Raw genomic sequence first — 12,368 nt, 5'->3', positions numbered from 1 at the left:
TTACTAAGGCTAATTGATGAAAAACCTTACTTTCATCAAAAACAAAATTAGGCCAATCTTCGTGATTATATTTATACAACTCTTCCATATTCTCAAAATATGGAAATATAAAATATAAACCAAAATTTATATTCACATTTTTTGGAAATATAATATCAATTAGAGATAACAAAAGCTCTGAATTCGTCTCATCAAGTCTTTATAATTTTCTATATACAAACTATATCACAAAAAAAAGAGGGCCAAAACCCTCTTTCAATATCATTAAAGCTATATTCTTTATACCTACTTGCCTATACAGAACTTACTAAAGATATTCTCCAGCAAGTCATCTGTAGTAACCTCTCCAGTAATCTCACCTAAATGATGTAACGCTGTACGTATATCTAATGCTAAGAAATCACCTGTCATTCCAAGTTCTACTCCGTTGATCACATCGTCTAATGCTTTCATGGTTTCACGAAGAGATTGGTAGTGACGAGCATTGGTTACCATTGTATTTCCTGATTGTACTTTGTCAAGGTTAACTAAATGTAAAGCTCTTTCTTTTAGTTCTTCAACACCTGTACCTTTATCAGCAGAAATCTCTAATAAATGCTCAGAGAATTCTTTAAATTCAGGAGCTAAACCACCTTCTAATTGATCCAGCTTATTAGCTACAAGGATATAAGGTACACCTAAACTTTCTAAAGCTTCCACTTCAGCTTTAACGTCTTCGAATGTAGAAGTTGCGGCATCAAACATGTACATGATCAATGAAGCTTTCTTCATCTTTTCGTAAGAGCGTTGTACACCAATTGCTTCTACTCTATCTTCTGTTTCACGAAGGCCAGCTGTATCTACAAAACGGAAAGTGACGCCACCAATGTTGATTTCATCTTCTATAAAGTCACGTGTTGTTCCTGCTACATCAGATACGATTGCTTTTTCTTCGTTCAATAATGCATTAAGTAATGTCGACTTACCGGCATTTGGTTTTCCCGCAATTACTGTTGGGACACCATTTTTCAACACATTACCCATCGAGAAGGAATCAATCAATAACTTTATTACTCTTTTCAATTCGTTGATCAATTCAACTAATTCATCTCTAGAAGCAAACTCTACATCTTCTTCTGAAAAGTCTAACTCTAATTCGATCATTGATGCGAAATGAATTAACTTTTCTCTTAAAGCTGCAATATCTTTTGAGAATCCACCACGCATTTGTTGCATTGCTGCATCTCTTGAAGCATGAGAATCGGCAGCAATTAAATCAGCAACGGCTTCTGCTTGAGCAAGGTCTAGCTTTCCATTCGCAAATGCTCTTTGGGTAAACTCACCAGCTTTGGCATAGCGAGCACCTACTTTCATAAAAAGCTGTAAAAGTTGATCTACAATAAATTGAGATCCATGACAAGAAACCTCGACAGTATTCTCGCCTGTATATGATTTCGGACCATAGAAAATAGTGGCTAAAACTTCATCAACGATTGTACCGTCTTCTTCTCGAATAGTACCAAAATGAGCAGTATGCCCTGCCTGTTTTTCTAGGTTTTTTCCTTTAAATACTTTGTTTACTATTTTGATCGCATCCGGTCCAGAAAGTCGAATAACGTGTATTGCTGATTGACCGGGTACTGTTGCTAACGCAACGATTGTATCTAATTCTATCGTATGGTGCATTCGATTGATTTTAAATTCAATACAAAGATACAGCTTATTTCTTTATGGTGGCTTTTATTCAAAATCATTGATAGTTACTTCAATAAAAAAGTGGTAATACTCCAAAAAGAATATTACCACTTTCTATTTTGATATAGTTAACTAAACTAATTTCTAGTTTAAGTGTTCTAGTAATTTTTCGGCTACTAACTCTGATGAAGCAGGGTTTTGTCCTGTGATCAATAGACCATCTTCTACTGCATAAGCGGACCAATTTTCACCTTTAGAGTATATACCACCATTTTCTTTGAGCATGTCTTCCACAAGGAAAGGAACAATATCTGTAAGTTGTACAGCATCTTCTTCTTCATTAGAAAATCCTGTTACTTTTTTACCTTTCACTAATGGTGTACCATCCGAAGCCTTTACATCTTTAAAAATAGCGGGTGCATGACAAACTGCTGAAACTGGTTTTCCAGAATTATAAAATGATTCAATCAAAGCAATTGAATTTTTATCATTTGCTAAATCCCATAAAGGACCGTGACCACCAGGGTAAAATACAGCATCATAATCTGCAGCATTTACAGAGGATAATTTTAATGTATTCGCCATTTGCTCTTGCGCTTCTTTATCTGCTTTGAATCTTTTTGTTGATGCTGTTTGAGCATCAGGAGCATCACTTTTTGGATCAAATGGTGGCTGTCCACCTTTAGGTGAAGCCAATGTAATTTCTACTCCTTTGTCTTTTAAGAAATAATATGGGGTAGCAAATTCTTCAATCCAAAAACCCGTTTTCTCACCTGTATTACCTAGTTGATCATGACTTGTCAATACGAATAAAATTTTCTTGGGAGCTAAAGTCTCTTGTGACATATCTTTTTTAGATTGAGTTGAATCAGTAGAACATGATGCTAATATGAATACTGATAATAATGTGATAAATAGGTATTTTAATTTAATCATTTGGTATATTTTATTTGTTTACACAAATGTCTCTAAATTAATATCATATCCACAACAAAGTTTTATTAATAAATGTTTCATTTAGACAAATAAAAAAGCCACTCCTTTTTGTAAAAGAGTGGCTCTTAATATTTTTTGAGAACAATTTATTTCAAAACAACTGTTCCATCTTCTTTCGTTTCGATCGAACATCCAACTACTTCAGTTAACTGAGCAATTACTGTATCGAATGATTTATTTTTAAATAAACCAGTGAATTTTCTTTGTTCTAATTCTGGAGAAGCAATTTCAATTGAAGTATTATATGCTTTTGATATAACCTTAACTGTTTCTGCTAAGTCGGCACTATTAAATGCTAATTCAGATTGCATCAAAGAAGCCGCATTTACATCTGAATAAGAAGATTTCTCGACTTTACCCTCTGCAATAGCCCCTTTTTCATTTTTTACTAAAACTACATACTCACCTGAGTTATTATTTTCAAAACGAACTTTACCAGTAACAACTTCCACTTTATTTGCAGTTAGGTGAAAAGAAGTTCCTAATACAGTTGTTGTTGCTTCATCAGTCATAATGTGAAAAGGATGTGCTTCATCTCTAAATACTTCGAAAAAAGCATCTCCTTTTAAAGTTACATTTCTATCTCCTTCTCCAAATGATTTAGGATATTGAAGTGTACTGTTTTTGTTAAGCCATACTTGAGTGCCGTCAGGAAGTGTCACCATTGCAGTTGCATCAGAGGTTGACATTTCTAGCATATCAGCAGATCCATTTTGAAGATAAAAGAACATAGATAAACCAACAGCCAATAAAACAGCAACTGCAGCTGCGATATTTCTAGGGAAAGTCATTGCTCTCTCTTTTGTTTGTGCTGCTACAGGTTTTTCAACCTTAAAAGTTGGTTTATTTTCTTTCTTTTCTTCAGCAGAAACGTTCATGCGCAATAACATTTTTGCCATTGCAGCATCCATTTCATCAGATGAAACTTTTCGTTTAGATTTTGCTCCTAATGATTCAGATGCTTTCCAAATGTCAAGCACGTCATCATTTACGCCATTTGTATTACTTTCTAATGTCGTAGCAATTTTGGTCTCTTCAGATTCTACTTCTAAAATCTTAGACCAAATTTCGTTTACTTTATTTTCCAAGTGAGAAGCGTTCAATTGTCGCTTCTTCTCTTGTCCCAAAGAGATAGATTGATTCCAAATCTCTGTCGCTTCCGATAGAACACTTTTGAAAGTAGGGTCAGTTTCAGCAAGATATTTAGCTTTTTCAATAGCATCAACATCTCCTCCTAAACTTTCAGCAATTAGTGTCCAATCAATGTTAATTTCCTTATCCATAGTATTCGGATAATTATTTATAATCTTTTACTCTATATTATGTTGTTGAGGAAGTTTACCATTTAAGTATTTAACGCCTCATTTTTATGATTCATTATAGTAGAATCACGCAGTGTATTTCCGTCCTATCTTCTAGACAATTGATCCTTAAGTGTTGACAAAAAAAATCTAAAAAAAATTAATTTATCAAATAATCAATCAATAAGCCCAGAATAACTACGATATCCATCCCCATTAGGCTAGGATCTACGTGACCTTTTAGTTTTTCTCTTAGTTGCTTTAATGCTAATCCTATTTGATAGTGTACAGTTCTTACAGGAATATCTAAAGCATCCGCTATTTCCTTATAAGTCAAATCTTCAAAACGACTCATTTTGAAAATTTCTTTCATTTTATCTGGGAGTTCTTCTATTGCTTCAGAAAGTCTCTTTTCTAGTTCTGAAAAATGATAAGCATCTTCTGTATCATTACTAGATATGACCATTCTTTCTGCTACTCCTTTTTGGTAATCTCTCTCGAAGTTTCTTCTCTTGATATAATTCAAGGTATGATTTCGAGCAGATCTATATAGATATGCTTTTAAAGAAATATTTATATTTAAGGTTTCTCTTTTACTCCAAAAGTTTACAAAAATATCTTGTACTAATTCTTCAGCAGTTTCCCAGTCTTTCACCATTCCATTGATAAAGTTGAGTATAGCTTGATAGTATTCTTTTGTAATATATTCCCATGCAAATCGATCTCCTGATTTTACCAGGTCGATTAATGCCTCTTCTTCTAAGTTCTCGAATTCCATTTAATAAAAAACGCGATGTTATGTCATTTAGCTACAGTAAAATGAAGCTAATTTTACACAATATATTTAAAATTTACAGTTTTCTAAACCTCACTCCAAAAAAATATTGTAATCGCTAATACAATGTTCACATATTCACTTGATACTTTCATAAATTGCCAACTCAAAAAAATATTGCCTTATGACAAAAAAAGAAAAAGTAGAGGATATCGTTCAGACGCTAAAAAGTTTATATCCCAAACCTCCTATTCCATTAGATCATAAAGATCCTTTTACGCTTTTGGTTGCAGTAGCATTATCTGCTCAATGTACCGATGAAAGAGTGAATAAGATTACACCTTTATTATTTGCAAAAGCAGATAATCCCTATGATATGATGCAGCTTACAGTAGAGGAAATTAAAGAAATCATTAAGCCATGTGGATTATCACCAATGAAATCAAAAGGTATACATGGAATGTCTAAGATTATTGTTGAACAATTTGATGGAAAAGTTCCTGATAATTTTAAGGACTTAGAATCACTCCCTTCTGTTGGACATAAGACTGCTTCAGTTGTAATGTCACAAGCATTTGGTGTACCTTCTTTTCCTGTAGATACACATATTCATCGATTAATGTATAGATGGGGACTTTCTACAGGTAAAAATGTAGATCAAACTGAAAAAGATGCCAAACGATTGTTTGATGAAGAAGATTGGAATGATTTACACCTTCAAATTATTTACTTTGGTAGAGAATATTGTCCAGCTCAAAGACATGAACCAAAAGACTGCCCAATCTGTTCTAAACATGGTAGAAAGACGCTTTTTACCGAAAAAAAGTCTTCTAATCCTAAGAAAAAAAGCAAAAAAAAGAGTTAATCTCATCCATACTTAACATGTTAATCATCTTGAATTCATTTTACTTGGTAGGTTAACAACACTTTAATCGCTTTAACAATCATTGTGGCATTAAACGGCACTCTTCTGCGATAAATGCCGTTTATCTGTATACAAATGCTTTATGGCGAAAAATTTATGTATAAAGTACACCTATAAATAAATTTGAGCATAAATCAATTGGAAAACATTGATTCTATCGTATCACTACTAAGAAAAATTTAAAGATTATGAACACTACATTGTTGAACCAACAAGTTATGACGGACAGAGAACATGAACGTCTACAAACGTACACTTTTTCAACAAACGCTGAGGCTTCTATCGTAATAGCACATGAAATCGCAGACCTTATCAGAGATAAAGCGTCTAAAGGTGAAAATGCTGTTTTAGGCTTAGCAACAGGTTCATCTCCTTTAAAAGTTTATGATGAATTAATTCGCTTACACAAAGAAGAAGGTTTATCATTCAAAAATGTAGTGACTTTCAACTTGGACGAATATTATCCTATGCAACCTGATTCTGTACACTCTTATGTACGTTTCATGAAGGAAAACTTATTCGATCATATTAACATTCAAGAAAAAAATATTCATATCCCTGACGGTACTTTGGCTATTGAGGATGTTTATGCATTCTGCCAAGATTACGAAGCTAAAATTGCAGCAGCAGGTGGATTGGATCTTCAAATATTAGGTATTGGTCGTACAGGTCACATTGGTTTTAACGAACCTGGTTCAACTGAAAATAGCCGTACACGTATGGTTACTTTGGATGCAATCACACGTATTGATGCTGCTCCATCTTTTGGTGGTATTGATAATGTACCAAAACGTGCCATTACAATGGGGGTTAGACCGATCATGCAAGCTGGTAGAATTATCATGATGGCATGGGGTTCTGGTAAAGCACCAATCGTTAGAAAAATGGTTGAGGGTGATATCTCAATGCAAGTTCCAGCAACTTTCCTTCAAAAACACGATAATGTGTCTGTATTCTTGGATGAAGGTGCAACAGAACAATTGACACGTATCACTACTCCATGGTTAGTTTCTGAAGTAGAATGGACAACTGCAATGGTAAAAAAAGCAGTTGTATGGTTAGCTTATAAAACAGGAAAACCAGTACTTAAATTAACCAACAAAGATTACTTAGAGAGTGGTCTTGATAGCTTGTTATCAACTAAAGGCTCTGCATACGATCTTAATATTGACGTATTCAACCTTTTACAACATACAATTACAGGATGGCCAGGTGGTAAGCCTTCAGCTGACGATACACAACGTCCTGAAAGAGCTGAACCAGCAAAAAAACGTGTAATTATCTTCTCTCCTCACCCTGATGATGATGTAATTTCAATGGGTGGTACATTCCAACGTTTAGTGGATCAAGGACATGAAGTACACGTAGCCTACCAAACTTCTGGTAACATCGCTGTATCAGATGATGATGCACGTAGATATGCTACATTTGCTAATTCATTAATGACAAAATTCGGTTTTGGTTCTCCAGAATCAAAATCAAAATTCAAAGAAATTACAGGTTTCCTTGATGCAAAAGAAGAAGGTGATATTGATTCATTTCCAGTTCGTCAATTAAAAGGACAAATTCGTAGAGATGAATCGATTGCAGCTTGTCGTTACACAGGTATTCCTGAATCACAAGTTCACTTCTTGGACTTACCATTTTACGAAACGGGTAAAGTTCGTAAGAATCCAGTAGGTGCTACAGATATTGAAATCATCAAAAATATTATCTCAGAAATCAAGCCTCACCAAATTTATGCAGCTGGTGATTTAGCTGATCCACATGGTACTCACCGTGTTTGTTTAGATGCTATTTTCGCTGCTTTAGATGAATTGAAAGGTGAAGATTACATGAAAGATTGTTGGGTATGGATGTACAGAGGTGCATGGCATGAGTGGCCAATCGACGAAATCGAAATGGCTGTACCAATGTCTCCTGAACAAGTAATGATCAAACGTAAGGCGATCTTCTTCCATGAATCTCAAAAAGATGGTGTGGTATTCCAAGGTACTGATGATCGTGAATTCTGGCAAAGAGCAGAAGAGCGTAATTCGGGAACAGCAAAATTATATAATGCTCTTGGTATGGCTGAATATGAAGCTATGGAAGCGTTTGTACGTTACCACTTCATCTAAGACATTCACAAAGTGTGCGATACAATAGATTAAGGATAAGCGTTTGGGAGAAATCTCAAACGCTTTTTTTATGTTTTAAATTAAATTATTCATTTCAATAGCCTTTCTATTTAATCATCAATAAAAAATATGTATATTCTAATTAATCATTAAAAATGAATTAGATCCCATACATATCAATGCGTATTTTCATCAAAAAACTCTCATTAATAGGCTTACTTTTTCTTATTTTGCTTAATAGCATCGCTTTCGCTCAAGAGCCAACTGTAAAAGTAGGTATTGAAGTTTTAAGAGATCAAAACTTTAAAGCATTAGAAGGTAAAAGAGTTGGTTTGGTTACTAATCCAACAGGAGTAGATTATAATTTTACTTCCACAGTAGATATTCTTCATCAAGCAAAAAATGTCAATCTTACTGCTTTATATGGACCTGAACATGGTGTAAGAGGTGACACTGATGCTGGAGCACATATAGACAGTAATAAGGACCCAATTACTGGACTTCCTGTTTATTCTCTTTATGGAAAGACTAGAAAACCTACTCCTGAAATGTTACAAAACGTAGATATCATCGTTTATGATATTCAAGATATTGGCGTTCGTTCTTATACTTTTATCAGTACACTTGGATTAGTAATGGAGGCCGCTGCTGAAAATAGTAAAGAAGTATTGGTTTTGGACCGCCCTAATCCATTAGGTGGCAAAAAAATAGAAGGTAATATTGTTGAGGAAGGTTATTTCTCTTTTGTGAGTCAATTTCCCATTCCTTATATCTATGGCCTAACCGTTGGTGAACTAGCCTATATGATGAATTATGAAGGTTGGCTAACCAATAAAGCACAATGCAAATTGAATGTTGTTCCTATGAAAGGTTGGAAACGATCTATGCGTTTTAAAGATACTGAAAGACAATGGATTCCTACTTCTCCTCATATTCCTTTTCCAGAAGTTGCTGAATTATACCCTGCCAGTGGTATTGTAGGTGAACTTGAAGGAAATTTCATTGGTATTGGTTATACATTACCATTCAGTTTATTTGGAGCAGAATATATTAATACACAAAAATTTGCATCTACACTTAATGCATTAGGTTTGGAAGGAGTTTATTTCAGAGGACTTTCATTCACGCCTTATTATAAAGAAAAGAAAGGAATGAAATTACATGGTGTTCAGATTTATATCACTGATTATGAAAAAGTAAGGCTTTCTGAAATTCAATTCCATGTCTTAAGTGTACATCATCAATTGTACCCTGATCATAATTTATTTACAGCACATCAAGATAGGTGGGCAATGTTTGATAAAGTTTGTGGAAGTAATAAGGTAAGAGAACAATTTATGACCACATACACTTTTGATCGAATAATAGATTTTTGGAGAAAAGACGAAGCAGCCTTCAAAAAGAAAGCTGCTGTTTATCTTATGTATAGGTAATGCTTATTGCATTGCCTCAATATCATTTCTGAATCTTGTCAATAAGTCTTGAGAGAAAGATTGCATCACTGCTGTTTCGTTATCATCAACACCATCTGCTGCAGCTGCAACTACTTCCATTGCATTGATAAACTCTGAATATTCAGCTTGTGGGCCATAGTTTTGGCAATAATCAATTACCTTTTTATAAACTTCCTCCATTGGAGTATCTTTCTTTGCTTCATAGTTGAATGACCACTTGATGTCGTCACCGTATTCATGATCTTTGAAGTAATCTTCTAAAACTTGTTTTTCTTCATCCTGAATAACTCCATCAGCTTTAGCCACCACGAACAATAATTCACCTAAGATTTCGTATAATTTTTCTTTGTCTGACATAATTTATAGTTTTAAGCGTTAACCTGTATAGATATATATACGTTAACAAGTGATAATTTGGATATAATTTTAACTACAAAACTAAGCGTTTTTCAAAGATTTAACACTACACATACGCATGTATGTTCAGTCTCTTAAGTATCATCACCAACTATAACTCACTAATTAACAATACACTAGCTTTTTACTTTGCTCTGTTTTTAAATATAATAAACCTCCTATTGTAAATAATGTATCAGCAATAGTCATTGGCAAATAATGTGTTATTGTTATTTCAGGATGTGTAAGTAATAAATACCATCCTGTAATAGCCATTATCCCTTTTTCAAAATTAGAATAAATACAGCAGATTTTCTATATTCTTTTTTAGTAGCAGCTACAAATAAGTAGATTCCAATACAGCTCACCATCATTGCCCAATGTCCAAATAAAGGTGCTGTAAATGGCAATTTCATTAAATCTAAATGTAAAACTGAGGTTGTACCTTGAAAGGGAGAAAATATCATTGGTAAATTCCCTATAGCGGTAATTGCACCAGTAATCCAAAAGTAATATTTGATTGTTTTTTCATTCATGATGACAAATTTGTAAGGTTAATGAGAAATTAAATTATAATGTAATTTTTGAAGATTTCCCTAAAAAATAAACTCCTCCTAATACCAATAATGATTCTATAGCTATGAGTAATGAATAATTAGCATGAACACCAAACGTTAAATTTGATAATCCATTATAATTATTATTCAAAAACCAAACAGCACAACCAATTACATATAATTTAGAAGCTGTAGAAAATAAGGCTGCAGGAAATCTTAATTTTTCATGAGAAGCTGCAGCAATTAATAGACCTCCCAAACCTACTGCCATGACTGCCCAATGTCTTATAATTGGAAGGTATTTTTGAGGAATATTTTCAGTAAAATTAAAAAGCAAATGAGTACTCACTCTTGGAAAGAACATTACAGGTAAACTACCTAAAAGAGTAAGTATGCCAGCAATGATAAAGAATTTTTTAATGTTTTTCTGATTCATTTTTGTGATATCTATATGATTGATAAATAGGATTTCACAAAATTAATTTATAGTTAAACAAAAAGAATTGATTTATGTTAATTAAATGGTTTATAGTTTTCTCAATTGAAAAACTTAGCATAAAAAAAGAGTAGAAAAACTAATGTCTTCTACTCTTGCGTATATTTTTAGTCGTATTTATTTAATACCACTTCACTATTTCATCCAATGACTTTCTAGTAATATTTGGTACTTGTGCATCCTCAGAAGGATAACCTACCGGTATTAATAGAAAAGGTCTTTCATTTGCTGGTCGATCTAACTCTTTGGCAAGAAAATTCATAGGAGAAGGTGTATGCGTAAGTGCTACCAAACCTGCTTCATGAATTGCATTCAATAAAAATCCACAAGCTAGTCCAACAGATTCATTGACATAATAATTATTATGACGAATTCCATGCTCATCAATATCATATACCTGTTTAAAGACAATGATCAACCATGGAGCAATTTCTAAGAAAGGTTTGTTCCAATCCGTCCCAAATGGTTTCAGATCTTCTAGCCATTCTTCACTCATTCTTCCATGATAACCTTCATACTCTTCTTTTTCAGCTGCGACTCTGATATTTTTCTTTACTTCAGGATTGGATACAGCACAAAAAGTCCAAGGCTGCTTATTAGCACCAGATGGAGCACAATTTGCCGCCTTAATGATATTTTCAATCACTTCTTTTTCAACAGAACGATCAGAGAACTCTCTTAAAGATCTTCTTTTATTGATCTTCTCGTAATACTCCTTTGTACTTTTCAGCATATCTTCCTTAGAAAGTTCTGAGGAATTATAAGGTATAAAATCTTCTACGGAATGCATCAACTAATGGGTTTGATCGAATAATAGTATTTTCAACACATAAAAATACAATAAAAACTTTAATTATTTAAAAGATAAAGTCATTTATTGCATCTAATAACTCTTTTGGTTTCTCAGCGTGTACCCAATGCCCTGCTCCATCAATCATTTCAATATCAACAGTTACGAATTTTTCATTGATTTCGTCAACATCTGTTCTTTGAATATAATTTGAGTTCGTTCCACCAATAAATAAAGTTGGTGTTGCAATTGCATGATTTACTTCCAATGCTTTCCCTACTTCTCCAATATTTGCTGTAATTACTGGAAGATTCATTCTCCAAGCAAAACCACCTTCTTTTTTTCTATAGATATTTTTCAATAAGAAAGAACGTTCCCCAAGATTAGGAATATATTCGGCAAGAATTTTATCTGCTTCTCCTCTTGTTTTTACAGTATCAATTGGTATCGCATTTAAACCTTCTAATATAGTTTGATGATGTACTGGATAAAAACGTGGTGAAATATCAACAACAATCATTCTACTTGCAATATCAGGATAATTGGCAGCAAATTGCATAACCGTTTTTCCTCCCATAGAATGACCTAAAATAATTGGCTTTTCTAATTCATGTTGTGTAATAAAATCTTTTAAATCAGCAGCCATTAATTGATAACTAAATTCATTGCTATGTGGTGATTGACCATGATTTCGTTGATCTACTAAGAATACATGAAATTTTTCGGCCAATTGTTTACCTAAAGTCATCCAATTATCACATTGTCCAAATAAACCGTGCAATATGATCATGGGTCTACTTCCTTTCTCTCCTATTTCTCTATAAAATAAATTCATTGTCATTGAAATTTTAATTAGAAACTGTAAAGATGTAGCTTTGAGGAGA

General features: G+C 33.4%; 13 protein-coding genes. 3 read left to right on the top strand and 10 right to left on the bottom strand.

Going from position 1 to position 12,368, the window contains the following annotated elements; all coding sequences use genetic code 11:
- Positions 1-285: 285 nt before the first annotated feature.
- The 4 genes from mnmE to ACXAHM_RS21500 all read right to left on the bottom strand — a co-directional run bounded on the left by mnmE (position 286) and on the right by ACXAHM_RS21500 (position 4,749).
- Entirely contained in the window at positions 286-1,665 is a 1,380-nt protein-coding gene (gene mnmE / locus ACXAHM_RS21515; protein ID WP_474964663.1) for a tRNA uridine-5-carboxymethylaminomethyl(34) synthesis GTPase MnmE, read from the bottom strand.
- 153 nt (positions 1,666-1,818) lie between these two features.
- Entirely contained in the window at positions 1,819-2,520 is a 702-nt protein-coding gene (locus ACXAHM_RS21510) for a type 1 glutamine amidotransferase domain-containing protein (RefSeq protein ID WP_474964669.1), read from the bottom strand.
- 236 nt (positions 2,521-2,756) lie between these two features.
- Positions 2,757-3,953 (bottom strand): FecR family protein, encoded by a 1,197-nt coding sequence (locus tag ACXAHM_RS21505; protein WP_474964659.1) that lies wholly within the window; start codon positions 3,951-3,953, stop codon positions 2,757-2,759.
- A gap of 178 nt (positions 3,954-4,131) precedes the next feature.
- Positions 4,132-4,749, bottom strand: a complete 618-nt coding sequence (locus ACXAHM_RS21500) for an RNA polymerase sigma-70 factor (RefSeq protein WP_474964655.1) — start codon at positions 4,747-4,749, stop codon at positions 4,132-4,134.
- A 181-nt stretch (positions 4,750-4,930) separates the two neighbouring features.
- Between ACXAHM_RS21500 and nth the strand changes: the two genes are divergently transcribed.
- The 3 genes from nth (at position 4,931) to ACXAHM_RS21485 (ending at position 9,224) form a co-directional block, all read left to right on the top strand.
- Entirely contained in the window at positions 4,931-5,611 is a 681-nt protein-coding gene (gene nth, locus ACXAHM_RS21495) for an endonuclease III (protein ID WP_474964651.1), read from the top strand.
- Between the two features lie 248 nt (positions 5,612-5,859).
- Positions 5,860-7,791 carry a glucosamine-6-phosphate deaminase gene (gene nagB, locus ACXAHM_RS21490; protein ID WP_474964648.1) on the top strand — a complete coding sequence of 644 codons (1,932 nt, stop codon included), beginning with the start codon at positions 5,860-5,862 and terminating at the stop codon, positions 7,789-7,791.
- Between the two features lie 230 nt (positions 7,792-8,021).
- Positions 8,022-9,224 carry an exo-beta-N-acetylmuramidase NamZ family protein gene (locus ACXAHM_RS21485; RefSeq protein ID WP_474964644.1) on the top strand — a complete coding sequence of 401 codons (1,203 nt, stop codon included), beginning with the start codon at positions 8,022-8,024 and terminating at the stop codon, positions 9,222-9,224.
- A 3-nt stretch (positions 9,225-9,227) separates the two neighbouring features.
- On the opposite strand, the gene ACXAHM_RS21480 is transcribed toward ACXAHM_RS21485, so the two are convergent.
- From ACXAHM_RS21480 to ACXAHM_RS21455, 6 genes are all read right to left on the bottom strand, one after another.
- Complete coding sequence (locus ACXAHM_RS21480) at positions 9,228-9,602, bottom strand: tellurite resistance TerB family protein (protein WP_474964641.1); 375 nt, start codon at positions 9,600-9,602, stop codon at positions 9,228-9,230.
- Positions 9,603-9,767: 165 nt separating this feature from the next.
- The gene (locus ACXAHM_RS21475; RefSeq protein WP_474964637.1) at positions 9,768-9,917 is read right to left on the bottom strand and encodes a hypothetical protein; all 150 of its coding nucleotides are present in this window, start codon (positions 9,915-9,917) and stop codon (positions 9,768-9,770) included.
- Positions 9,917-10,177 (bottom strand): hypothetical protein, encoded by a 261-nt coding sequence (locus ACXAHM_RS21470; protein ID WP_474964634.1) that lies wholly within the window; start codon positions 10,175-10,177, stop codon positions 9,917-9,919. Before ACXAHM_RS21470 ends, ACXAHM_RS21475 begins: the two co-directional genes overlap by 1 nt.
- 34 nt (positions 10,178-10,211) lie before the next feature.
- Entirely contained in the window at positions 10,212-10,634 is a 423-nt protein-coding gene (locus tag ACXAHM_RS21465) for a hypothetical protein (RefSeq protein WP_474964630.1), read from the bottom strand.
- Positions 10,635-10,815: 181 nt separating this feature from the next.
- Positions 10,816-11,484, bottom strand: a complete 669-nt coding sequence (locus tag ACXAHM_RS21460) for a nitroreductase family protein (protein WP_474964627.1) — start codon at positions 11,482-11,484, stop codon at positions 10,816-10,818.
- 67 nt (positions 11,485-11,551) lie between these two features.
- Complete coding sequence (locus tag ACXAHM_RS21455) at positions 11,552-12,319, bottom strand: alpha/beta fold hydrolase (RefSeq protein ID WP_474964623.1); 768 nt, start codon at positions 12,317-12,319, stop codon at positions 11,552-11,554.
- Positions 12,320-12,368: the final 49 nt, after the last annotated feature.

It is taken from the genome of Flammeovirga sp. AWQ4_249, assembly GCF_056161045.1.
Note: the sequence above shows the minus strand (reverse complement) of the source record. Positions and strands in the feature narration are given on the sequence as shown.

Coding starts and splice junctions, on each gene's coding strand:
- ACXAHM_RS21460 (WP_474964627.1), bottom strand. CDS start 11,484: ATGCATTCCGTAGAAGATTTTATACCTTATAATTCCTCAGAACTTTCT.
- ACXAHM_RS21510 (WP_474964669.1), bottom strand. CDS start 2,520: ATGTCACAAGAGACTTTAGCTCCCAAGAAAATTTTATTCGTATTGACA.
- ACXAHM_RS21455 (WP_474964623.1), bottom strand. CDS start 12,319: ATGAATTTATTTTATAGAGAAATAGGAGAGAAAGGAAGTAGACCCATG.
- nagB (WP_474964648.1), top strand. CDS start 5,860: ATGAACACTACATTGTTGAACCAACAAGTTATGACGGACAGAGAACAT.
- ACXAHM_RS21505 (WP_474964659.1), bottom strand. CDS start 3,953: ATGGATAAGGAAATTAACATTGATTGGACACTAATTGCTGAAAGTTTA.
- ACXAHM_RS21480 (WP_474964641.1), bottom strand. CDS start 9,602: ATGTCAGACAAAGAAAAATTATACGAAATCTTAGGTGAATTATTGTTC.
- nth (WP_474964651.1), top strand. CDS start 4,931: ATGACAAAAAAAGAAAAAGTAGAGGATATCGTTCAGACGCTAAAAAGT.
- ACXAHM_RS21465 (WP_474964630.1), bottom strand. CDS start 10,634: ATGAATCAGAAAAACATTAAAAAATTCTTTATCATTGCTGGCATACTT.
- mnmE (WP_474964663.1), bottom strand. CDS start 1,665: ATGCACCATACGATAGAATTAGATACAATCGTTGCGTTAGCAACAGTA.
- ACXAHM_RS21500 (WP_474964655.1), bottom strand. CDS start 4,749: ATGGAATTCGAGAACTTAGAAGAAGAGGCATTAATCGACCTGGTAAAA.
- ACXAHM_RS21475 (WP_474964637.1), bottom strand. CDS start 9,917: ATGGCTATTACAGGATGGTATTTATTACTTACACATCCTGAAATAACA.
- ACXAHM_RS21470 (WP_474964634.1), bottom strand. CDS start 10,177: ATGAATGAAAAAACAATCAAATATTACTTTTGGATTACTGGTGCAATT.